The 22,893-nt window shown below is 36.2% G+C and carries 23 protein-coding genes; 9 read left to right on the plus strand and 14 right to left on the minus strand.

The features are described from left to right. Positions 1-6: 6 nt before the first annotated feature. Together kbl and IE155_RS14145 are read right to left on the minus strand one after the other, a co-directional pair. A complete protein-coding gene (gene kbl, locus IE155_RS14140; RefSeq protein ID WP_189378899.1) occupies positions 7-1,209 on the minus strand; it encodes a glycine C-acetyltransferase in 1,203 nt (400 codons plus the stop codon). Between the two features lie 204 nt (positions 1,210-1,413). Beyond that, the gene (locus IE155_RS14145) at positions 1,414-2,211 is read right to left on the minus strand and encodes an alpha/beta hydrolase (RefSeq protein WP_189378900.1); all 798 of its coding nucleotides are present in this window, start codon (positions 2,209-2,211) and stop codon (positions 1,414-1,416) included. 177 nt (positions 2,212-2,388) lie between these two features. On the opposite strand from IE155_RS14145, the gene waaA reads away from it, so the two are divergent. Then, a complete protein-coding gene (gene waaA / locus IE155_RS14150) occupies positions 2,389-3,681 on the plus strand; it encodes a lipid IV(A) 3-deoxy-D-manno-octulosonic acid transferase (RefSeq protein WP_189378901.1) in 1,293 nt (430 codons plus the stop codon). A gap of 48 nt (positions 3,682-3,729) precedes the next feature. Here the strand turns inward: waaA and IE155_RS14155 are convergent, their stop codons facing one another. Continuing rightward, on the minus strand, positions 3,730-4,791 hold the full coding sequence (locus IE155_RS14155) for a glycosyltransferase family 9 protein (RefSeq protein WP_189378987.1): 1,062 nt from the start codon (positions 4,789-4,791) through the stop codon (positions 3,730-3,732). A 56-nt stretch (positions 4,792-4,847) separates the two neighbouring features. On the opposite strand from IE155_RS14155, the gene IE155_RS14160 reads away from it, so the two are divergent. After that, on the plus strand, positions 4,848-5,591 hold the full coding sequence (locus IE155_RS14160) for a 3-deoxy-D-manno-octulosonic acid kinase (RefSeq protein ID WP_189378902.1): 744 nt from the start codon (positions 4,848-4,850) through the stop codon (positions 5,589-5,591). A gap of 16 nt (positions 5,592-5,607) precedes the next feature. On the opposite strand, the gene IE155_RS14165 is transcribed toward IE155_RS14160, so the two are convergent. After that, on the minus strand, positions 5,608-6,264 hold the full coding sequence (locus tag IE155_RS14165; protein WP_189378903.1) for a TetR/AcrR family transcriptional regulator: 657 nt from the start codon (positions 6,262-6,264) through the stop codon (positions 5,608-5,610). A 168-nt stretch (positions 6,265-6,432) separates the two neighbouring features. On the opposite strand from IE155_RS14165, the gene coaD reads away from it, so the two are divergent. Beyond that, positions 6,433-6,927, plus strand: a complete 495-nt coding sequence (gene coaD / locus IE155_RS14170; protein WP_189378988.1) for a pantetheine-phosphate adenylyltransferase — start codon at positions 6,433-6,435, stop codon at positions 6,925-6,927. A gap of 41 nt (positions 6,928-6,968) precedes the next feature. Next, entirely contained in the window at positions 6,969-7,415 is a 447-nt protein-coding gene (locus tag IE155_RS14175) for a DUF6491 family protein (protein ID WP_189378904.1), read from the plus strand. Here IE155_RS14175 and mutM read toward each other — a convergent pair. The 9 genes from mutM to radC form a co-directional block, all read right to left on the minus strand. Then, positions 7,399-8,211, minus strand: a complete 813-nt coding sequence (gene mutM, locus IE155_RS14180) for a bifunctional DNA-formamidopyrimidine glycosylase/DNA-(apurinic or apyrimidinic site) lyase (RefSeq protein WP_189378905.1) — start codon at positions 8,209-8,211, stop codon at positions 7,399-7,401. The genes IE155_RS14175 and mutM overlap by 17 nt on opposite strands. Before the next feature lie 59 nt (positions 8,212-8,270). Further along, entirely contained in the window at positions 8,271-9,170 is a 900-nt protein-coding gene (locus tag IE155_RS14185; protein ID WP_189378906.1) for an ATP-grasp domain-containing protein, read from the minus strand. Between the two features lie 20 nt (positions 9,171-9,190). Then, a complete protein-coding gene (locus tag IE155_RS14190) occupies positions 9,191-9,673 on the minus strand; it encodes a hypothetical protein (protein ID WP_189378907.1) in 483 nt (160 codons plus the stop codon). Positions 9,674-9,860: 187 nt separating this feature from the next. Next, positions 9,861-10,016, minus strand: coding sequence for a 50S ribosomal protein L33 (rpmG, locus tag IE155_RS14195; RefSeq protein ID WP_189378908.1), 156 nt, complete (start codon positions 10,014-10,016; stop codon positions 9,861-9,863). A gap of 9 nt (positions 10,017-10,025) precedes the next feature. Continuing rightward, positions 10,026-10,262, minus strand: coding sequence for a 50S ribosomal protein L28 (rpmB, locus tag IE155_RS14200; RefSeq protein WP_159822134.1), 237 nt, complete (start codon positions 10,260-10,262; stop codon positions 10,026-10,028). 248 nt (positions 10,263-10,510) lie between these two features. Then, positions 10,511-10,903, minus strand: coding sequence for a hypothetical protein (locus IE155_RS14205; protein WP_189378909.1), 393 nt, complete (start codon positions 10,901-10,903; stop codon positions 10,511-10,513). Further along, entirely contained in the window at positions 10,890-11,558 is a 669-nt protein-coding gene (locus tag IE155_RS14210; RefSeq protein ID WP_189378910.1) for an AAA family ATPase, read from the minus strand. The genes IE155_RS14205 and IE155_RS14210 overlap by 14 nt, the downstream gene beginning before the upstream one ends. Positions 11,559-11,677: 119 nt before the next feature. After that, complete coding sequence (locus tag IE155_RS14215; RefSeq protein WP_189378911.1) at positions 11,678-11,989, minus strand: PilZ domain-containing protein; 312 nt, start codon at positions 11,987-11,989, stop codon at positions 11,678-11,680. A 72-nt stretch (positions 11,990-12,061) separates the two neighbouring features. Then, positions 12,062-12,733, minus strand: coding sequence for a RadC family protein (gene radC / locus IE155_RS14220; protein ID WP_189378912.1), 672 nt, complete (start codon positions 12,731-12,733; stop codon positions 12,062-12,064). Positions 12,734-12,812: 79 nt separating this feature from the next. On the opposite strand from radC, the gene coaBC reads away from it, so the two are divergent. The 5 genes from coaBC (at position 12,813) to IE155_RS14245 (ending at position 19,350) form a co-directional block, all read left to right on the plus strand. Further along, positions 12,813-14,027, plus strand: coding sequence for a bifunctional phosphopantothenoylcysteine decarboxylase/phosphopantothenate--cysteine ligase CoaBC (coaBC, locus tag IE155_RS14225; protein WP_189378913.1), 1,215 nt, complete (start codon positions 12,813-12,815; stop codon positions 14,025-14,027). Between the two features lie 70 nt (positions 14,028-14,097). Further along, positions 14,098-14,682 (plus strand): nucleoid occlusion factor SlmA, encoded by a 585-nt coding sequence (gene slmA, locus IE155_RS14230; RefSeq protein ID WP_189378914.1) that lies wholly within the window; start codon positions 14,098-14,100, stop codon positions 14,680-14,682. A gap of 174 nt (positions 14,683-14,856) precedes the next feature. Further along, positions 14,857-16,314: an aminoacyl-histidine dipeptidase gene (locus tag IE155_RS14235; protein WP_189378915.1), complete on the plus strand. Its 1,458-nt coding sequence runs from the start codon at positions 14,857-14,859 to the stop codon at positions 16,312-16,314. 107 nt (positions 16,315-16,421) lie between these two features. Continuing rightward, on the plus strand, positions 16,422-17,081 hold the full coding sequence (locus IE155_RS14240; protein ID WP_189378916.1) for a response regulator transcription factor: 660 nt from the start codon (positions 16,422-16,424) through the stop codon (positions 17,079-17,081). 250 nt (positions 17,082-17,331) lie between these two features. Then, complete coding sequence (locus tag IE155_RS14245; RefSeq protein ID WP_189378917.1) at positions 17,332-19,350, plus strand: HAMP domain-containing methyl-accepting chemotaxis protein; 2,019 nt, start codon at positions 17,332-17,334, stop codon at positions 19,348-19,350. 35 nt (positions 19,351-19,385) lie between these two features. On the opposite strand, the gene IE155_RS14250 is transcribed toward IE155_RS14245, so the two are convergent. After that, positions 19,386-22,829 (minus strand): hybrid sensor histidine kinase/response regulator, encoded by a 3,444-nt coding sequence (locus IE155_RS14250; RefSeq protein ID WP_189378918.1) that lies wholly within the window; start codon positions 22,827-22,829, stop codon positions 19,386-19,388. Between the last annotated feature and the right edge of the window lie 64 nt (positions 22,830-22,893).

The following is a 22,893-nucleotide window of genomic DNA, read 5'->3' on the forward strand; positions in this document are numbered from 1 at the left end:
ATCTCCTTAGATCACAGCCATTTCTTGACCAATACGAACAAAGGCATCAATCGCTTTATCTAATTGCGCTTTACTATGTGCAGCTGATATCTGTGTACGAATACGTGCTTGCCCCTTAGGTACAACTGGAAATGAAAAGCCAATGACGTAAATTCCTTCTTTAAGTAATTTATCAGCCATATCACTCGCAACTTTTGCATCGCCTAACATCACAGGCACTATTGCATGATCAGCACCCGCACAAGTAAAACCAGCAGCTTCCATTTTGCTTCTAAAGTAGCTGGCATTATCTTTTAAAGTTTTTCTTAGCTCATCTCCATCAGCCAGTAATTCTAATACTTTAATTGACGCATTAACGATCGCAGGAGCAAGAGAGTTTGAAAACAAATACGGACGTGAACGTTGGCGCAACCAATTAATGACTTCTTTTTTACCTGAAGTGTAACCACCTGAAGCACCCCCCATCGCTTTACCCAAGGTTCCGGTAATTATATCCACGCGCCCCATAACTTTGCAGTACTCATGGCTACCTCTACCTTTATCTCCAACAAAGCCCACCGCATGAGAATCATCAACCATAACTAAGGCGCCATATTTATCCGCTAAATCACAAACTGCCGATAAATTAGCAATAACACCGTCCATTGAGAAAACACCATCAGTGGCAATTAATTTAAATCTTGCGCCTGCAGCATCGGCTTCTTGTAAACGAGTTTCTAATTCAACCATATCGTTATTAGCATAACGGAAACGTTTGGCTTTACATAAACGTACACCATCAATAATTGAAGCATGATTCAATGCATCACTAATAATGGCATCTTCAGGGCCTAATAATGTTTCAAATAGTCCCGCATTAGCGTCAAAACATGATGAATATAAAATAGTATCTTCCATACCCAAAAAGTTACTTAGTTTTTCTTCAAGTGTTTTATGAATATCTTGCGTACCACAAATAAAACGTACAGACGCCATCCCAAAACCGTGCTCATCTAAGCCTTCTTTTGCAGCTGCAATGAGTGCTGGGTGATTAGCTAAACCTAGATAGTTATTAGCACAAAAATTAACAACTTCTTGGCCAGTATTAACGGCTATCTGAGCTTGCTGTGCTGTAGTAATTACCCGTTCAGCTTTGTATAAGCCTTCTTGTTTTAGTTGTTCATGCTCGTTGTGTAAATGCGTATAAAAATTCGTTGTATTAGATGACATAAGTGCCTCAATATTTATAATTGTTTCTTTTGGCTATAAGGATCATCACCACCCATTTAAGACGGTAAAAATCACTATGCCTAGTATCAAAATTGGCATTATTATACGTTAATATTTATTTCATCACAGTGAGAAAAATGTTTAATTTGAATGTTGTAGCAGAATAGCAAAAACGAATGAGCAATATACAATATGAAAAAGGAATTACTGGCTCAATGTCTTATGTAACCAAATAGCTATGTTATCAATAAGATACTCTTTATCATAAAAAAGTTCATGACCAAAATTGTTACCTTTTAATATTTGCATTGTAGAACGGTCATCACCATTCCATTCATATAACTCTTTAGATATTTGATATGAATTTGCATGATGTACAGAACTTAGAAAATACGCAGGAATATCAATTAAATTTTTGTATTTTTCTTTCTCCATATGAGTAAATAATGGTGTAATCATAACAAAACTACGAATACGAAGTTTTTCAGCCAAAAAAACCGCTTGTGGGGCTGTACACCCTGTTGAAACTACAGATATTGGTTGTTCTAATCCGATTTTAGTTTGCAAGTATTTATATGCGGCGACCAAATCACTTTCCCAATAAGAAGTAATTCTCACAACTTCACTTTGATAAGTATTTAAATCTTTTGAGCTTTTTTTAATAAAATCATGTGAATAAATAACATTTGAACTATAACCATAACCGCGTAAGTCAAGCGCTAATGCATGTATTCCTTGTTGAGATAGTGCATTGGCTAAAGCGTTATAACTTGCGCCATTATTGGCACAATCGTGAAGCAGTAATACGCCTGGGCTTTGCTCGGAACCTGAATAGTAATAACCGGAGAGTAATAACTCATCCTGAGTTTTAAACTTCACTAAATTATCAGGTTCTTTTGTAACCTCATCTTCATAGAGTGCTGCTTGTTGTCCTAACCCCATAGGTATGTAGCTTAAAAGTGTAATAAATAATAGTGAGTTACATAATTTAAAAATTTTCATTGGGGCAATTAGCTTAATCCTTAATCAATTAATAATCAGAGTAACGCAATTTTTCTAATATCGCTAGAAGGGTATCAACCAACTCAATCTCTTTTATTATACCTAATATATTCTGAAACTCGCATCTTCAAGTAGATAAGGTATAATATCGGCAGTATTTATTGATGGTTCCTATGTGTGCGTCCATTTATTTCCTTACTTTTTTATCGTTTTTTACTACTGTGTATACTCCCTTTCGTATTGATCGCTTTAATCATTCGTTCTAGAAACAATGTTGGTTATCGTCAGCGCTTAAACGAGCGGTTTGGCTTGGTTAACTCCTCATTTAAAAAAAACACTATAATTATTCACGCATCAAGTGTTGGGGAAGTACTTGCGCTCAAGCCGTTTGTTGAAAAGTTATTACACCAAAACCCTAGTTTAACCGTGACTTTCACTACATTTACTCCTACAGGCTCCACACAAGTTATAAACCTGTTTACAGAGCGAGTACAACACTGCTATTTACCTTTTGACTGTTGGCCTTGCACATCTGTTTTTCTTAATGCCTTACAACCAAAAGCCATGGTTTTTATGGAAACTGAAATTTGGCCCAATTTATTAGCCCAGTGTAAGCATAAAAAAATAAAACTATTATTAATAAATGCACGTTTATCTGAAAAGTCAGTAAAAAGTTATCGAAAACTCAATTGGCTAATTCAACCAAGTTTATCGGCATTTGATCATATATATTGCCAAAGTTCGGATAACCTAGAGCGATTTATTAAGCTTGGCGCTGACATAAATAAAGCCAGTGTTTCCGGAAACTTAAAATATGACATAAGTATTAACCCTAGCCTTGCAATTAAACAAAAGGAGCTAAAGCAATTCCTGCATCACGATAGGAAGGTATGGGTTGTTGCCAGCACTCATCAAGGTGATGAAGATATTATTTTATCTGCTTTTAAGCAGATAAAAATTACCTGCCCTGATCTTCTTCTTATACTGGTACCACGCCATCCTGAGCGGTTTGATACGATTGCGAAATTATGTCAGCAGAATTTTAATACTATTCGACGAAGCCAAAAGTTAAAAATAGACACAAATACTGATATTTGGTTACTCGATAGCTTAGGTGAACTTTTAGCCGCATATTCTTTGGCAAATATTGTAACAATGGGAGGAAGTTTTAGTAACATCGGTGGGCATAATCCATTAGAGCCCGCATTATTTAAATTGCCTATCATCGTAGGACCAGATATGCATAACTTTACAGAAGTCATGCTCCAATTAACACAGCAGAAAGGTATTATTGAGCTTACCCACATGAACAACATAAATGAAAAGCTATGTGAACAGGTAATTAAACTATTACATAATCCAGAAATAGCAGAGCAATATGGCAATAATGCATTTCAAGTGGTACAAACTAATCAGGGTGCGAGTCAGCGTTCTCTCGATAAATTAATTGAGTTAATCAACAAATTCTAATACCCCATCATGCAACTCGATATATGGATTAAGTAGCGATTAATGGCTTTATTTCAATTCAGGATAATTATCAGCAATAAGCTGGCGAATTTTATCTTTAACTTGTTCTACTGTAATAGCGTTCATCAACCCTGCTCCCTTCGCACGGATCCCCCAAGGAAGTTTAGCTAGCACTTTGCCGTATTGTTGTTGCACCATTGCTTGATAACAGCTTACAACATAATGCTGATAATTATACGGCCCGGTTCGATGTGGATTACTGTGAGCATATAAGCCAATTACAGGGGTATTAACAGTAACCGCCATATGTGCGGGCCCCGTATCAGGAGCAATCACTAAATGCGCTAGTTTTAATACAGCGAGCAATTGCTTCAGTGACGTTTTTCCAACCATATTCGTCATTGTTATAGAAGCTCTAGACATAATATCTTCCGCCAACAACCTTTCTTGAGTGGTCGGCCCCCCACAAATAACCACACTAAAACCTAATGCATCCAAATGCTCCGCGACTTTAGCGTAACCTTCACTATGCCAATTACGTTCAGCTTTGCTAGCTGCTGGACTAATAACGGCAATAGGTTTGTCTGACAATAATTGCTCACTTGCCCATAGCATATCTTCGTCATCAATTGGCATTTGCCATTTTGGGGGCTGTATAGGTACATTTATCGCTTGAGCAAACCCCATAAAGCCATCAAGTACGTGTGGATGCGATTGCTCAGCAATCTTACTATTGGTAAAGAGCCATTGCCCTTCTTTAGCACGAGAGCGATCGAAACCTATTTTGACTTTTGCTGATATACATAAACTTGCCAAACTGGATCTTAGAGCCACCTGCATATGCAAAAGCACATCAAATTTATGCCCTTTAAGGTTTCGATGTAAATCTACATAGCCTTTAAACCCTGCTTTTTTATCAAAAATAACAAACTCAACCCCAGGTAAACCTTGCAATAACATCGCTTCTACTTTACCAATTACCCAAGTAATTTTAATATCAGGATAATAACGTTGAATAGCTTGCACCATTGCAACCGCATGGCAAACATCGCCAATAGCAGAAAGTCGTAAAATACATAATTTTTTTGGCGCAGTTATTTGACCTAGCATCACTGAATCACCACAATATAGGTTATAGTTATTAAATTCATTATTGGCGTATTATCTTGAACCCTTCGACAAATGTAAAACACTGTCATCAAAAAGTTTTTCAACAGAAAAATATATATGCTGTTTACGATGCAAATTTAGTGACCAACTTTACCCCTAAAATGCTCACCCCACACTATTGGCAAGAGAAAAATGCTGTTAAAGGGCAAGCACACGGAAGAGGTATTACCTACTTTGTAGAAAATAATAGTCAGCACTGGGTGTTAAGGCATTATTATCGTGGTGGTTTAATAGGTAAATTTAATAAAGATAGTTATTTTTTTACCGGTTATAAACATACGCGCGCCGCGAAAGAGTACCAATTATTGCATCGTTTAGTTGAGTTAAACTTACCGGCACCTGCGCCTGTTGCATACGCCATACACCGTTCTGCTTTTTTTTATCATGCAAATATTTTAACCAGTCGCATTATTGACTCTAAAGACCTAGTAGCTTTATTAACCAAAGCTCCTCTTCCTGAGTCGTTATGGTTTGCTATTGGCCAATGTATCGCAAATTTTCATAGCCATGGTATTTATCATCATGACCTTAATGCCCACAACATTCTTATAGATAAAAACAATAAAGTATGGGTAATTGATTTTGATCAAGGGGAACAACGTGTAATACAAAAAAGTTGGCAACAAGCTAATATTAAACGCCTACTTCGGTCTTTCAACAAGGAAAAACAAAAACTACCAAGTTTTCATTGGCAGTTTAATGATTGGAAAATCTTAATGGAGGGATATTTAAGTAAATAATTTATAATTAATAATGTTAAGCAAGTGACAATGCTTCGTTATAACGCTCACGATACATCTTACGTGCAGCTAAAAAGTCATCCATAGCAGAGTCTGTAATATAAGGACGGATCATCACTAAAATCTTTAAAACGCCACCGTAAAAAACTGAATCGTTTATTTCAGCATTTTCATTTTGTGTTTGATAAAAACTTAACCAAAACGTATTAATTAAACGTAAAATGCTAACAATATCAGGCAATTCTTCTTCATCAAAGATCATCATATCAGCATCGCGTAATGCGTTTAGCATCTCAGTTAAGCGTTCGGTAATCGTGTATTGAACTTCTACATATTTCTCCCGTAACACCGGATTCTTAGCTAATAGTACGGGAAGATTTACGTAAAAAAAACGGAACTTCATGAGAGCTTGAAAAACTGCATCCATATAAAGAATGACAGCGTCGAATGGCTTTATTTCAGGTGATACTTTGGGAAAAGTATCTAATAACAGATTTCTTGCATATTCCTCATATATAGACAAAATAATGTCTTCTTTATTACGAAAATGATAATACAAATTACCCGGGCTAATATTCAAATGAGCGGCAATATGATTCGTTGTAACATTACGCTCGCCTTGCTTATTAAATAACTCGATACTCGCTTGAATTATTTTATCACGGGTTTTCATTCTGTTTTCATCCACCATTTTGACTAATTATTCACTTATCATACTATCAAAGCTTAAATAGGGTAAATCTTTTTGAGTAAATACTTTAGAACTAAAGTCTTTTTTATTACTGATTTACGCCGAATAACTGTCTACAATATCATTTAAATTTTCATTAATTCAATAATTATACATATGAAAGCAATTTATCCTGGAACCTTTGATCCCGTAACTAACGGCCATACAGATCTTATCGAGCGCGCTAGCAAATTATTTAGTGAGGTTGTTGTTGGTGTTGCCGCGAGTCCAAGCAAAAAACCTTGTTTTGATTTAGCCACAAGAGTTCAAATGATTGAACACGTCACAGCCCACCTTGATAATGTAAAGGTTGTTGGCTTTAGTGGTTTATTAGTTGATTTCGCAGCATCACTTAATGCCAATGTGTTATTGAGAGGATTACGTACAGCATCTGATTTTGAGTATGAATTTCAGTTAACCAATATGAACCGACGTTTATCTCCAGAGCTAGAAAGCGTATTTCTAACCCCCGCAGAAGAGAATTCTTTTATCTCATCCACTTTAGTAAAAGAAGTTGCTTTACATCACGGTGATGTTAGCCAGTTTGTTCACCCAAAAGTTAAAAGTGCTTTGATAAAAGCACTTCAGTCGTCTATGATGAAATAAGTTAATGCCATTAACGCTGATTAATAAGGAACTAAATCGCGATGAAATATCTAATTACTCTAATCACCTTTCTACTCGTTGTCAGCTGTAGCCAAAAAAATCAATTAACTTACGAAGAGCGTGATATTGAATATAAGCAATATATTACACATAACAACATAGCCGACTTAAAAAAAGTAAAAAACTATCAATTTGCAGGCTGGCAGTTTTTATCTCGAAAATTTATAATTTTATCTGGTCGATTTAAACGCAAATATCTTATTGAGTCTTCTAGCAATTGTTACAATTTAGAGTTTGCCAAAAGTTTGATTATTAATCGGTCAAGCAAAGGGAATTTACATGCTAGGTACGATTCTCTCTCTACGAACGAAGACCCTAATTTACTTTGTCGAATTCAAACTATTTATCCGTTAACTGTTGAGCAAGCTAAAGAACTAGCAAATATTGGTGTTCCAACGAATGAAGATACTACTAGCCTTGACAGTTAGGGCAAAATACTGAGCTGCGATTCGATTGGCGAATCTCTTCTAAAATGGTTTCGCAAACCACACATTTTTTTCCTGCACGCCCATAAACATTAAGTTTTTGGGCAAAATACCCCGGCTTTCCGTCTGTTTGGGTGAAATCTTTTAAGGTGGTTCCTCCTTGTTTAATAGCCGCAGCTAATACTTCTTTAATTATTTGGGTCAGTTTGTCAAAACGTGCCTTCGTTATTTTGTTAACAGGTGTTAACGGTAAAATTCCGGCAAGAAACAAAGCCTCATTTGCGTAAATATTACCAACCCCCACCACAATATGACTATTCATAATAAAAGTTTTTACAGCCACTTTTTTATTTTTCGCTTTATCAAACAAATATCCCATTGAAAAACCTTCAGATAAGGGTTCTGGGCCTAATTTCGCTAATAAGCCTTGCTTGTCAACATGTTGGTCAAACCATAAAATTGCGCCAAAACGGCGTGGGTCGTTAAATCTTAAACATTTATTATTACTAAACATTAAGTCAAAATGATCATGCTTTTTTATTTCAGGAAATCCATCCAATACTCGGATAGTACCTGACATTCCAAGATGAATAACTAATGTCCCTTGTTTAAACCTCAATAACAAATATTTCGAACGGCGTTCTACAGAAAGTAAGTTATCACCTTTAATTTTATTAATCTCATCAGACACCGGCCAACGAAGTTGTTTATGACGAATAATAACATCAGTGACGGTATTGCCACACAAATGCGGACTAATACCTTGGCGGCACACTTCTACTTCAGGTAACTCTGGCATAATACTAATTTACTTTTAGGTTTAAATATATTGAAGGTTTAATTTTATAATGTACTGTTTTATAAAGTAAGATAATGCATACGTTCAACGAATGCTTTAGCAAAGCGTCTTGGTGATTCATTATCCATGTTAAAATATAATGACGGCTCAATAAGCTCCGCTTCCATTAATGCAAAACCATTTTTATAACGTACAAAATCAACTCGGGCATACAATGGCATTTGATGTAATGAGGCAATAGCCTTAATAGTATTATCCGCACGTTCGATCAATGCATTTTCAGGTGTTACCGACATTATTTGACCGCCATGTTCTTCTTGCACTCTAAAATCATTAGCTTTAGGTGTTTTCAAGATAGTATGACTATAGTGCCCATTAAAATAAAAAAGTGAAAATTCACCTTCACTAAGCACACACTCAACAAAAGGTTGTACCATGTAATCGCGTGTTTTAAAGGCATTGTTTATAGCATCAATACTCTCATTAATATTAGTTCTATTTAAACAAAATGTATTATCCGCATTTGCGCTAATACGTGGTTTAATAACAATCTGATCTTGATTAAATATCTCAAAATAACTCAGTATGTCATCAGCACTTAACTTATGTTGAATAAGTCGCTCATACCAAGCTGTTGGAACAATTAATATATTTTGTTTTTGTAAATCTTGCAGATATTGTTTATCAATATTCCAAGTTACAATGTCTAAACTATTTTCCAAATGTGCGCTTGAAGATTCAATAGCCTCTAATACTTTTAAAAAAGCAGTTGAATCTTCTTGGTAATCCCATGGAGAGCGAATGATGACAGCATTATACTTCGACCATTCAACATTGCTTTTTCGCCAAGAAACCATCTCAATATTCCAACCAAGATCCGCCAGAGGCAATTCTATTAACTGATCATAAGTTTCAAAACCATCCAAACAATCCATGGTTAAAATAGCACATTTATTCATTATTTTTACTCACAAAAGTATTAAGAAAAAACAGCGTCAGGAAAAAGTTGAGAATATAACTCCAAAGGTAAAGAAAACCACAATTTTGTCACATGATTAAACATCAATAACTCGTAGTCTGTTGCAATTAAACTTACGTTTATTATTTCTAGAGAATCTGCAACTTCAACTTCAATAACTAGCGCAAGTTTCAAATCAACACCATCAGGCTCATTTACCACTTGGCCTTCAAGTTGCTGCCATGAACGCATCATTTGTGTCAGTGCTTGTCCTGAAATGCGTTCAGGTGTTGCTCGCCAATTTCGACCAACACGCTCAATAGATAATTCATTATTAATTCGCAACGTCAGGATGACCGCATCAGCACCTAAAACAAATTGTTCACCTGATTGCTCTTCTTTACTTGTAAAAACATTTTTATGAGTTGCATTAATTAATAAAATAAACCCCATTATCGAAAAAATAATGACATTATTCCAACCCGAACGAGATAATTTAATCATAAAGACTATAATGAATAACTAATAACATAACGCCATGATAAAAGATTATACAAACAAATGTAATTTCATTTGATAACACTCTCCAATTTATAGCTAGAAAAGTGTCAACCTTATTTAGGACGGATCAAAATACAGATAAAAAAAAGCTCAGCATTTGCTGAGCTTTTTATAATATGAAAAACTAAAACTACTTAATTTTAGCTTCTTTGTAAACTACGTGTTGACGGATTCTAGGATCAAACTTTTTGATCTCCATCTTTTCAGGCATAGTCTTTTTATTCTTATCAGTAGTATAAAAATGACCTGTACCAGCACTTGAAACTAAACGAATTTTATCACGCATGATGGTTCCTTAAACTTTTTCGCCACGGGCACGAATGTCAGTTAATACTGCATCGATACCTTTTTTATCGATAATACGCATTCCTTTCGGAGTTAAACGTAATTTAACGAAACGGTTTTCACTCTCAACCCAAAAACGGTGAGATTGAAGGTTTGGTAAGAAACGACGACGTGTTGCGTTTCTTGCGTGAGAACGGTTGTTCCCTACGACTGGTTTTTTGCCTGTTACTTGGCAAACTTTAGACATATGAGTACTCCAAAATTAATTTCAGCTCGAGCTTTATTTCCCCAAGACCGTCGCCCCGGGATCCTGAAAAAGGTGGCATATTATAGAGAAACTAGTTAGTTAAATCTAGTTTTTATCATCAATCTGTTATATAAGTTTATTAACACAATATTTATCAATAACTTATCTTTATTTGTGGCACTATTAAAGTAATAGAAAACAAGCTTTTTGTTGTAAAAACAAACAAAGTGACCATGCTTTAAACATAATTAGTCTATATCTGATGCGAGTAACTTATTTATTTTTTCTTGTTGCTCTGCATTACAAAGTTCATCAATGAGGATTCTAATAATACGAGATTTAGCAAGATTACTATCAACCGCTAATGCTTGTAATTGCTCTATCGCCTGCTCACTCAAAGTAAAAGTTGCATGGCGGAATGGTTTGCTATTGGTTTTTCTTCGTTCTTCCCTCTGTTTTACTTCAAATTGTTTGGCTGCAGCTATCGCTTCTTTTAAGCCTAACGTTTGCGACTTTTCGCCGCTTACTATTTCAGGAGCACCTTTAGCGTAATTTTCAGCATCCGCAATAAATTCATCAACAGTAAACTGTTTTTTCTGTGTTTTACCTTTGTTAGACTTTTTTAAATCACTTAAACTCATGCGAGTCGTCCGGTTTCATTGCTAATAACTCTTCAGCTATTGCTTTCATTTCTTCAGCAGCTTTACTTGCAGGATCACTTTCTAACACTGAAGAACCACTTTCTTCACTATCATCATAAACATTTCTACTATAAGTAACGGCCTCTAATACATTAATTCCATAGGAGCTACACACTTCTTTAGCTTCAATTATACGACCTGCTTGATTAGGCAATGATGGGCACTGTGTAATAACAAATGAAGCAAGCATTTTAGGGTTAACCATTTTACACGTACTTAACATATCTTCCATATGAGGAACGGTTTTTAAGTCTCTGCGCTTAGGTCGTAACGGAATAATAACATGGTCCGCTACAGACATTGCAGCGCGTAACGCTAGATTATCCTGACCGCCACAATCAACCACTACATAATCATAATGTTGGTTTAAACTTAGTAAATCGTTGCGAATTTTGCCATATAGTTGGATACAATTAATTGCTGGTAATGTTGGATCGGCATTTCGTGCTTGAATCCAATCAGAAGTTGTTCGTTGCGGATCACAATCAACCATTAAAACTATTGCCTGTTTATCGCGAGCAAAATATACGGCAAGATTTTGAGCAAGACAGCTTTTACCACTACCACCTTTCTCTCCACCTACTAAAATCATCATATTGCCATTTCCTTCTTGTACTACTTAAATACTTACCCAAAACAACCCAAGGTTATCCTTGAGTATCATTGCAACGATCATTAAGTATAGTTCATAAACACGTTATTCGCGTCAAATCACTATTCATCAAATTTCAATGCGATTTCATACCAGCCATTTTCTTGTTTAATACAGCGTATCACACGTCCCGTTAACTTTTGACTACGAGGATCTGCGGCTTTAAAAATGACGGTTACCTGTGTGCGTATTTCAATCGGTTGATCACAATCTAATTTAAGACCACCACGCGAAAAGTCTAAACAGGCTATTTTTTTTACTGATTGTTGTCCTTGTGCGTTTAACCAAACAATATCAATAATCTCTTTTTCCATATCTAATCGAAATGACTGTCTACGCTCTTCATTTTCTAGTTCTTGCTCATCATCTGTCATCAGTTAATCCTTACATCCTGCTTCTGATTTTATAAAATTAACTGTCATTGCACATAGTTGCAACTATTTTCATTAAAGAATGCCGTGTTCTGCAAATGAATAACAATGATGATTCGCAATAATCATATGATCGAGCACGTTTACATCAATTAATGCTAATGCTTGTTTCAGGCGTTGTGTAATTTGTTTGTCAGCTAAACTCGGTTCAGCGATGCCAGAAGGATGATTATGAGCAAAAATAACAGCATTAGCACCATGTTTAAGTACTTGTTCAATAACAATTCTTGGATAAACAGCCGCCGCATTAACCGTACCTTGAAAAAGCCTTTCAAACGTAATGACTTGATGTTGATTATTTAATAGCAACATTGAAAACACTTCTCGTGTTTCATGCCTAAGTTCGGCCATTAGAAAATTTTTACTTGCTTGTGAAGACGTCAATTCATGCCCAAGAGTTAGCTCTTCAGCAAAATAACGCTTACTGAGCTCAAGACAAGCTTGTAGCTGTACATATTTAGCAATACCTAAACCGTTAACTTGACAAAAAGCATCTTTATCCGCTTGATAGATCGCCCCAATGCTTCCGAAGGTTTGTAGTAACTTTCTCGCTAAATCAACAACATGACACCCTTTAACTCCTGTACGTAAAAAAATCGCTAACAACTCGGCATCGCTTAAACTTTTTGCCCCTAAATTAAGAAGCTTTTCTCTAGGTTTTTCTTGCTCAGGCCAATCTTTTAACATAACTACTTCCTTGTAAAAAATTCAAATTATTATTATTTGGTGGTATCGTATCGCCAAACATTAATAAGATTAGCAGTTAATGAGTATTCTTCAGGGAAAAAATTTAGTACTAGGTATTACCGGTGGAATTGCAGCCTACAAAACTCCAGAGCTTGTCAGGCGATTAAAAGATCAAGGCGCAAATGTCAGAGTCGTTATGACAGAAGGTGCAAAAGCATTTATCACCCCGCTAACATTACAAGCCGTTTCCGCTAATGCTGTCTCTGATAGCTTACTTGATACACAAGCTGAATTAGCAATGGGCCACATTGAGCTAGCAAAATGGGCTGATTTGATTATTATCGCACCCGCTACTGCTGATGCGATTGCTCGCATAACTGTAGGCATGGCCAATGATCTATTAACCACTATTTGTTTAGCCACTTCGTCAAAAATTGCTATTGCTCCAGCAATGAATCAACAAATGTGGCATGCTCAAATTACACAAGAAAATATTACTCAACTAGGCAAACGTGGGACTGAAATTTGGGGGCCAGGCAAAGGTGAACAAGCATGTGGCGATGTTGGTTTAGGTCGCATGTTGGAAGTTGATGATCTTGTTGAGTTAACTTGCCAGCACTTTCAAAAAAATACGCAATCTAAGCTATTAACTGGCCAGCATTGGCTTATCACGGCAGGTCCAACAAGAGAAGCCATAGATCCTGTGCGATATATTTCAAACCATAGTTCTGGAAAGATGGGCTACGCTATTGCACAAGCGGCTGTTAATGCTGGTGCTACCGTTACATTAGTCTCGGGGCCTGTGACTTTAAGTACACCGAGTGGTGTGAACAGAATTAATGTCAGTAGTGCAGAAAATATGCACCAACAAGTCATGACTCAGGTTGAAAACACTGATGTTTTTATCGCTTGTGCCGCCGTTGCTGATTACAAGATAGCTGAAGTTTCAGCACAAAAAATTAAAAAATCAGCGGAAACCATGCAAATCAACTTGGTTAAAAACCCCGACATTGTTGCTGACGTTGCCGCATTAGCTAACAAACCATTTACTGTTGGTTTTGCTGCCGAAACACAAGATATTGAACATTACGCTAAAGATAAATTAAAACGGAAAAATCTCGATTTAATAGCCGCAAACGATGTCGCTAAAAATGGTCAAGGTTTCAACAGTGATAATAATGCGTTAACCGTTTTTAGTTATAATAAAAAGTTCGAGTTACCTTTAGCAAGCAAGTCTGATGTAGCTCAACAATTAGTTGCGTTAATTGCACAACAACGAGATGAAAAGCAATAAATAACAAGATACAATGCCTTTATAACCAAGCTATTTTTCAGCCAATAACACGTATTAGAGAACACTATTTATGTCGGTTAATCCAAAACCCAACCGTAAGCAACAAATATTAGAATGTTTAGCGTTAATGCTACAAAGTAGTCCAGGTGAGCGCATAACAACGGCCAAGCTTGCCGCCGAAGTAGGTGTTTCAGAAGCTGCGTTATATCGCCACTTCCCATCTAAAGCACGCATGTTTGAAGGATTAATTGAATTTATTGAAGAATCAACATTTTCACGTGTAAATATAATACTATCAGACCATAAAGAAGCGTTGGTTAGATGTCATCATATTTTGCATGTTTTACTTGTATTTGCTGAGCGTAATCCTGGTATGTGCCGAATATTATCTGGTGACGCTTTAATGGGCGAAAATGAACGCTTACGCGCTAGAGTTAATCAATTTTTTGATAAGCTAGAATCTCAATTTAAGCAAATACTACGCGAACGTAAACTACGTGAAGGCAAAAGCTTTTCCATAGCTGAACAACCACTAGCTAATATTCTAGTTGCTTTTGCCGAAGGAAAAATCGGTCAATATGTTCGCTCAGGTTTTACCAAAAAGCCTAGTGAAAACTTTAATGATCAATGGCAATTTTTAATGGCAAGCAAATAGTTTTTACTTCAAAATACATCTATATATGCTATCTCTGTCAGGGATAGCATACACTCTCAACACATTAACTTTTCCCATAGACATGCGTTTAATCTTATCTTTCGTTATTATATAAAAAATAATTACGTACAATTTTAAATATCACTCGACATAACAATAATAAAGGATGACTCTTTGACCACCCTATCGCAATTAAAACCAACACTTTTATGGCAACTTTTTGAGCAAATTTGTGCTATTCCACGACCATCAAAACACGAACAAAAAATTTCTCTATGGCTGCAAACTTGGGCCAAAAACCTCGGACTGGATGTTAGTGAAGATAGTATCGGTAATTTACGCATAGCAAAGCCTGCAACTTCAGGTTTTGAAGATCGAAAAGGCGTAATATTACAGGCGCACATGGATATGGTACCGCAAAAAAACACTAATACCGTTCATAATTTTATTACCGACCCTATTAAAGCCTATATAGATGGAGATTGGGTAAAAGCGCAAGGCACTACATTAGGTGCTGATAACGGTATAGGACTCGCTTCAACTCTCGCTATACTGGCAAGTGACGACATTGAACACGGCCCATTAGAAGTACTTATCACTATTGATGAAGAAGCTGGAATGAGCGGTGCATTCGGTTTGCAAGCGGGTTGGTTTACAGGTGATATTTTAATTAATACCGATTCTGAACAAGAAGGTGAAATTTATATGGGGTGTGCTGGCGGTATCGATGGTACAGCTAGCTTCGAGATTGAGTATCAAGATGTCCCCAAGAGCCAACAAGCTTTTAATTTAAATTTATCAGGGTTAAAAGGTGGTCACTCTGGAGTAGACATTCACTTAGGTAGAGGTAATGCTTGCCAATTACTTGCACGTTTCTTGTTATCTGCCTGTGAACAATTCGACATGCAATTAACAGATCTATCAGGCGGCAGCTTACGTAATGCTATCCCAAGGGAAGCTGATTCAAGTTTTGTCATTGCAACTAAAGATGTAGAAGCATTTAAACGCACTTTAGAGGTGTATCTCGCAACAATTAAACAAAACTTACATGCCGTTGAACCTGATATCGAAATGTTGCTTATGTCACCTGAAACATTTGATCAATGTTGGAGTAAACATTGTCAAATGACTATTTTACGTGCTTTAAATGCTTGCCCCAATGGTGTCATACGCATGAGTGATGACATTGAAGGCATCGTAGAATCCTCATTAAATTTAGGCGTAATGCGAACTAAAGGTACTAAGTTTGAAACATTGACGTTAATCAGAAGTTTACATGACGATGGCCGCCTTGCTACTCAAACAATGGTTGAATCTGTATTTAAATTAGCGAAAGCTAAAATTGAGTTTTCAGGAGCTTACCCAGGTTGGAAACCCAATACCCAATCTCCGATTATGGCGATAGTGCGTAACACTTATCAGCAACTCTTTGGTAAAGTTCCAGAAGTAATGGTGATTCATGCTGGGCTAGAGTGTGGCTTATTTAAATCAGCCTACCCACATTGGGATATGGTGTCATTTGGCCCAACCATTAAATTCCCTCACTCACCAGACGAAAAAGTAGAAATATCAACTGTTGAACTCTATTGGCAGTTACTTGTTGCCGTTTTAAAAGAAATACCCAAAAAATGATGTAGACTCTAAAAATTAATTAAAATGTTCATTAGTCGTTTGATTAGTGAACATTTTATATTATTTTAGGTATACTCTATGCTGTTTGTAATTTTGAGAAGAACACTATGATCCAGCCAGAAAAAATTATAATAGCTGATGATCACCCTCTATTTCGTCAAGCGCTATTAGATACATTAAAAGTACAATTAACCGAAACATGTTGGGTAGAAGCACAAACAATCGAAGAATTAGAACAGCAGCTAACAACGAACAATGATGCTGACCTCTTGTTACTCGATTTAAATATACCGGGTGCTCACGGCTTTAACACTTTAATTCACGTGCGTAATCATTTCCCACAAATTCCTGTCGTAGTTGTTTCTGCGCATGAAGACCAAGAAACAATAGCCAAAGCAATGGAATACGGTGCGTCAGGCTTTGTCCCTAAATCAACTCCAGTAGTAACCATATTTACCGCTATACAACATGTATTAGCTGGAGATATATGGGTGCCTGAATATTTCCAAGCCCAACAAGACAGTAGTGAAAATAGTAACATTGCCGAAAGGGTAGCGAGTCTGACACAGCAGCAATATAAAATACTAATGATGTTCGCTCAAGGTATGCTTAATAAACAAATTGCCTATGATCTGAATGTCTCAGAAGCAACAATTAAAGCACATGCAACTGCCATTTTTCGTAAGTTAAATGTACGAAACCGAACGCAAGCAGTTATTGCAATTGGTCAATTAGATATTTCTGAATCAAGCTTTTCTGACGAATAAACTCTATATTTGAAACCAACTGTCGCTTTATAGATCATAAAATTAATACATTACAACTAATCCTATAAAAGGTTTCAAAACATTAACTATTGTCAATGTCATGTTGTAATATTAATAGTTACTCGCTATGGTTAAACTGGATATAAAAAAACTTACACCATTATAAAAATAATATTCAAAGCATAAGAGGGGCATAATTTTGGTTAAATATACTGTCTTTTAGCGTATTCTTCCAAAGTTAGAACGATTCATGAACTTAAAAGTAACTCATAAAGTCATTCTAGGCTTTACAGTTATATCGCTTTTACTATTTATTACTAGCATAAGCGCTATTCGTATATTAAGTGACATTAAGAATGCTACTAATCAAGTAGCAGACTTTGCAATACCTGTTCAACATATCAGTAGTAAAGTGCAAATTTCTTTATTAAAGCAAGCTAAGTTGTCTTCTAGTATTCCCCTCACAACTAACTTAGAACAGTTAAATATTATAAAACAGAAATTTAATGAAGAGCATACACAGCTAAACCAGCAAGTAAAAGAAATAGAAAACTTGTTTTCTAAACAAAAAGAATCAGTATTTATAAAAGAATTTAATGAGCTTTATTCTCCTTATTTGGCAACTGTTACGACTATGTTTGCCAAGAAAAAATTTGTACTAGAGCAATACGCCCAGTTAAGTGATATGCAAACTCAGCTCACAGCACGTTTTCGCAGTGTTGAAGATAAGTTGGTCGATCTCTCTTATATTGAGGATGATAATGAAGATTTGTTAGCACAAATATCATCAGCTTCCGTCCCCATAGAAAGCTATGTCATGAATATGGGAGAAACTATTACAAACTTAGTTGATATAGTTAGCTTTGAAGAAGCTTCTAGTGTTAAAGATACCTTGGAAGTTGGTTTAAACAACACTACGCCCCTTTTTGATTTCTTAAAACGTATAGTCAAAGATCATTTTAGCTCAGAAACTGTCAACAACATATCAATAGAGTTTGAACAACTAAAATCCGATTTACTTGTAAAAGATAATATTTTCGCTGTAAAAATGGAGCAGCTGGAGCAAATACAAGCATTAAACACCTTATTAATAACCTCAGATCAACAAGCTGAGATCTCTATCGATAGTATTGATAAAATAAGAGAAGCGTTTGATAACAAAGTCAGTCAATTACAAAATGGAATATTTAACGATATCAATCAAGGACAAACAACCAGCTGGGCACTCTTAACAATTATTATTATTGTTAGCTCGATTATTTCTTATTTCACAGTACGCTCAATGAGCACTCCGTTAGCACGCATTAATAAAATACTCTCCTATATTGCTAAAGGTGATTTATCCCACCAATTAACCGTTTCTTCTGATGATGAATATGGCGAACTATCAAAAAATGTGAATTTAGTCGTTGCTCACTTACGTTCGTTGGTTGGGGAGATTAGTAGTAACTCTCATTTACTAAATAATGCTGCCGAGCTTTCAAGCACAGAAATTGCTGAAGTAGTGGCATCAATAAAACGTCAACAGCAAACAGTCACAGAAATGACAACGGTAACAAACCAACTAAGTCAAAATGCTAACCATGTATTAGCACAAGCTAAAACCGCTGAACAACAAATGAATGACGCATTATCTCAAAGCGATGATTTAAAAGATATTGCCAATAAAACCAATACTCGCATTTCTACTTTAGTTAATGAGCTTGATGCCACCAGTAATTTAATGGCTACTTTACAGCAAGAATCAGACAATATTGGTGGTATTATTGAGACAATTCAAAGCATTGCTGATCAAACAAACTTGTTGGCATTAAACGCCGCAATTGAAGCAGCTCGTGCTGGCGAATCAGGGAGAGGTTTTGCTGTTGTAGCCGACGAAGTTAGAATGCTTGCAAGTCGTACTCAAGAGTCTACCGCTGAAATAAATAATATGATCACCTCTTTGCAAACACAAACCAAAAAGGCGGTTATAGATTTAAGTGAAGGTAAATCTGAAGCTAACAACTGTAAAGAATATACAGATAAACTTTTAGAAACCCTATTACTCATCAATAGTGCCATTGAACAAATGCACTTAACGAGCTTAAATATTGCCGAATCAACCACTGAACAAAATTCGTTAAGTAATCAAATTAATGACAACATAAAAGATGTAGTTGAGTTAAGCCAGCACAGTAATGATAAATCCCTTGCCACTTTGTCATACAGTGAACAAGTAGCCGGCTTAGCGCAAAAGCTAGATCAATCTGTTGATAAGTTTAATATTTAATTATGTTAGTACGCCAGAGAGCCCCTATAATTAATTTAATCTATCGTCGAGTATTTTGCCTGTAATTTTTGCGCTAGCATCGCTCCCATCATCGCTCTTAATGCCGCTGGTTTAACTAGTTTACGCATATAACCAACATCAGCTTCATCTGTTTTTTGCTCAATATCAGGGTCTGTCGTTGCTGTAATTAATATAGCAGGAAGATAATGATTACATTGCTTACGCATTAACTCGATTAAATTTAGTCCGTTGTGATCGTTATCCAACTGATAATCCACAAGTAATATTTCAATTTCATCAATATGATCATTAAACAACTGTTGTGCTTGTTGAAATGACTCTGCCGAAATGACATTACACTGCCATGCTCCTAATAACTCTATCATGCCACTGAGGACATCTTGATCATTGTCAATACACATCACAGTTACCCCCTTTAAGCCAACTTTAGCTGCGGGTTTTTCAATGGCTAATTTAAACTGGGGTTTTGATTTTTCAACCGAAACGCTAAATTTACAACCTTGATTATTTTCTGATTTTAGCCCCAATTTATGACCTAATAACTGACTTAAACTTTGAGTAATATTTAAACCAAGTCCTAATCCGCGCCCACCATTAACTTGAGTGTTATTAAGCTGGATAAACTGTTCAAATACTACTACTTGCTTATCTACCGGAATACCAGGGCCATTATCTAATACATAAATATCTACATTATTATTGAGCGCTCTTGACGTTAATAAAACGGTGCCAGGACTGGCATAACGAAAAGCATTAGCAATAAGATTCTGTAAAATTCTACGAAGTAAGCCTCGATCTGAACGTATCCAATGTTTAGTGGACGACACTTTAAATTTAACTTTATGTTCAATTGCAGAGGCAGAAAACTCTTGTGCTAGATCTTTAAATAATTCATTTAGTGAAAAAGACGTAAATTGTGGCTTAATATTACCACTTTCAATACGAGCTATTTCTCCTAACTCCGACAACAAATCATTAGCCACTTTCAATGAGCGGTCGATATTTGACACTTGTCGTTTTTGATCATCATTTAGATTATCTTGGCTAGACAACGCCGAAGTAAATAAACGGGCAGCTTCTAATGGTTGCATTAAGTCATGTGAACAAGCTTTTAAGTATAAACTTTTTTTAACATGTGCTTGTTCTGCTCTTTCTCTGGCTATTGCTAACGCCTCATTGGTTTGTTCTAATTTTTGAGTACGCTCTTGAATAATGGTTTCCAGATCGACATTAGTTTCTTTTAATACTTTTTCAGCTTGCCGATAAGCCGTGATATCAGAAAACAACATAACAAAACCGCCACCTGGTAATGGGTTACCTTCTATGCGAATAACTTTACCATCATCATGTACACGTTCCGAGCTATGTGGACTACCATTACGTAAATAATGCAACCGCTTACTCACTTGTTGTTCAATATCGCCCTCACCGACTAAGCCTCTTGCAATGTTAAATCGAATTAGTTTTTCAATTGGGCAGCCTTTATAAATTAATTCATCAGGGTACTTAAATATATCGAGGTATTTTTTATTCCAAGCAACCAAATTAAGTTCGTGATCTACAATCGAGATACCCTCACTGGCATTTTCAATCGCACTTTGAAGTAAGTGTTCACTATACTGTAACTTTTGACTTGATGCTTCTTCTACTAATAACGCTATTTCGTCTATTGCGATATCTCGGCCATCAATAGCCGACGACAATACCAAGCGAGCACTAGACGATCCCATAACACTTGCCAAGGTATTTTCTGTATGCTGTAACAACATTTGGTTATAGGGAACGTTACCAAGCTGTTTTCTAATGGTATTACGTTGAAACTTCGCGAAACTGTTTTTCGCTTTTTTAACTCCAACAAATCGAGAAACTAATAATTCTAATTCTCGATAATCAATATGACGATTAATTTGAGAGGTTAATACTTTAGGCGTTTGCCATTCTAAAAATAGTGATGCTTGAACTCGCTCTTGTACACTTTGTCGACTTATTTGTGATAATGCCCACATAACAAAAACGTTAGAAGCTAAGCTTACCAAGCTTGAAATACTCGTTGCTGGTAACAATCCATCATTAAACGGTTGTTGGTATAGACCAAATTGCGGTAAAAAATTTAAGATAAGCCACAGCATAAAACCAACTAAAATTCCCCCATAAACCCCAGTTAATGTAGAACGACGCCAATAAAATGCTGCAATTAATGCAGGTGTTAACTGGGCAAATGCACCAAAAGCCACTTCTCCTAGTGAGCTAAGGGTATCAGGCGATGCCATCAAAAAAACACCGTAACCTAATAAAATAACAATAAGAACTAAGAACTTACGAATATAAAGTAAACGTGAGCGAAAGTGATCGTAATTAGTGGTGTTGGCTTTATGAGACCTAAACAACATTGGAAACACAATTTCATTACTCAGCATCGTACTTAATGCTATTGATGAAATAATTACCATAGAACTAGCCGCTGAAATGGCCCCAATAAATGCCACTAATGTTAACCACGTCTGTTGCTGTGACCAGGGTAAAAATAATACATAAGCATCGGCAGGGACAGTATCGCCAAGCAGCATATCGCCCGCCAACCCAAGAGGGGCAGCAAACAAAGCAAACACCAATAAATATAAAGGAAAAACACGACGCCCTAACCAAGTATCTTTTTGATCTTTTAACTCCACTACCATCACTTGAAACTGTCTCGGTAATGATAAAAAAGCCGCCATAACAATCACTAGCATCGCAGACATTGATAGAATATTCGAAAGATTAGTATTGTGATATAACTGGCGATCCGCGCCTGATTGCTCCCAAATAACATGTGGTGAATCAAATAAGAAAAAAGTTACGAATATTCCAACCGCAAGGAAAGCCAATAGTTTTACAAGGCTCTCAAAAGCGATGGCAAGCATAACGCCAGGGTGACGTTCAGTTACATCAATATTTCGGATACCGAAAACAATGGTAAACCCCGCCAATATAAAGCTAACCACTAACCCGAAACGCCAAGTACTGAAAACAGTATCTGCTTGAAGCTGCTGAAACGAATAGACTATAGACTTAAGCTGTAGCGCTAAGTATGGCAAGGTGCCGATTAAAGCAACCAATGTAACTAAAATGGCAAGATTATGAGATTTACCAAAGCGTGCGGCCAGTAAATCAGCAACAGACGTTAAATTTAACTTTAGACTGACACGGATAATTCGTTGAATAAACGGCCAAGCAAAAACAAAGAGTAAAATAGGTCCAAGGTAAATCGGGACATGAGAAAGAAAATTAGTGGAAGCTTGCCCCGTGGTACCCAAAAAACTCCAAGAAGTACAGTAAACCCCTAACGTTAACGCATAAATAATTGCCTGACTTTTTTTAACAATTTTATGGCGATACTTATCACCTAAATAGGCAATTAAAAATAATAGACATATATAACCAATACTAATAATGGATAATTGCCAATTAGGGAACATATGCGTCTCTTGTTAGTCAGTCTAATTAAAAGGTTATTTATAATAAAATACGACCATAAAAATG

This window comes from Thalassotalea profundi (assembly GCF_014653195.1).
Taxonomy (GTDB): domain Bacteria; phylum Pseudomonadota; class Gammaproteobacteria; order Enterobacterales; family Alteromonadaceae; genus Thalassotalea_B; species Thalassotalea_B profundi.

What these genes read in the sequence shown, in the direction of transcription:
- rpmG (WP_189378908.1), bottom strand. Translation starts at nt 10,016, where the DNA reads ATGCGTGATAAAATTCGTTTAGTTTCAAGTGCTGGTACAGGTCATTTT.
- IE155_RS14250 (WP_189378918.1), bottom strand. Translation starts at nt 22,829, where the DNA reads ATGTTCCCTAATTGGCAATTATCCATTATTAGTATTGGTTATATATGT.
- radC (WP_189378912.1), bottom strand. Translation starts at nt 12,733, where the DNA reads ATGTTAAAAGATTGGCCTGAGCAAGAAAAACCTAGAGAAAAGCTTCTT.
- IE155_RS14145 (WP_189378900.1), bottom strand. Translation starts at nt 2,211, where the DNA reads ATGAAAATTTTTAAATTATGTAACTCACTATTATTTATTACACTTTTA.
- mutM (WP_189378905.1), bottom strand. Translation starts at nt 8,211, where the DNA reads ATGCCAGAGTTACCTGAAGTAGAAGTGTGCCGCCAAGGTATTAGTCCG.
- slmA (WP_189378914.1), top strand. Translation starts at nt 14,098, where the DNA reads ATGTCGGTTAATCCAAAACCCAACCGTAAGCAACAAATATTAGAATGT.
- rpmB (WP_159822134.1), bottom strand. Translation starts at nt 10,262, where the DNA reads ATGTCTAAAGTTTGCCAAGTAACAGGCAAAAAACCAGTCGTAGGGAAC.
- IE155_RS14205 (WP_189378909.1), bottom strand. Translation starts at nt 10,903, where the DNA reads ATGAGTTTAAGTGATTTAAAAAAGTCTAACAAAGGTAAAACACAGAAA.
- IE155_RS14215 (WP_189378911.1), bottom strand. Translation starts at nt 11,989, where the DNA reads ATGACAGATGATGAGCAAGAACTAGAAAATGAAGAGCGTAGACAGTCA.
- IE155_RS14190 (WP_189378907.1), bottom strand. Translation starts at nt 9,673, where the DNA reads ATGATTAAATTATCTCGTTCGGGTTGGAATAATGTCATTATTTTTTCG.
- IE155_RS14175 (WP_189378904.1), top strand. Translation starts at nt 6,969, where the DNA reads ATGAAATATCTAATTACTCTAATCACCTTTCTACTCGTTGTCAGCTGT.
- IE155_RS14240 (WP_189378916.1), top strand. Translation starts at nt 16,422, where the DNA reads ATGATCCAGCCAGAAAAAATTATAATAGCTGATGATCACCCTCTATTT.
- IE155_RS14210 (WP_189378910.1), bottom strand. Translation starts at nt 11,558, where the DNA reads ATGATGATTTTAGTAGGTGGAGAGAAAGGTGGTAGTGGTAAAAGCTGT.
- IE155_RS14185 (WP_189378906.1), bottom strand. Translation starts at nt 9,170, where the DNA reads ATGAATAAATGTGCTATTTTAACCATGGATTGTTTGGATGGTTTTGAA.
- IE155_RS14165 (WP_189378903.1), bottom strand. Translation starts at nt 6,264, where the DNA reads ATGAAAACCCGTGATAAAATAATTCAAGCGAGTATCGAGTTATTTAAT.
- IE155_RS14155 (WP_189378987.1), bottom strand. Translation starts at nt 4,791, where the DNA reads ATGCTAGGTCAAATAACTGCGCCAAAAAAATTATGTATTTTACGACTT.
- kbl (WP_189378899.1), bottom strand. Translation starts at nt 1,209, where the DNA reads ATGTCATCTAATACAACGAATTTTTATACGCATTTACACAACGAGCAT.
- IE155_RS14245 (WP_189378917.1), top strand. Translation starts at nt 17,332, where the DNA reads ATGAACTTAAAAGTAACTCATAAAGTCATTCTAGGCTTTACAGTTATA.
- coaBC (WP_189378913.1), top strand. Translation starts at nt 12,813, where the DNA reads ATGAGTATTCTTCAGGGAAAAAATTTAGTACTAGGTATTACCGGTGGA.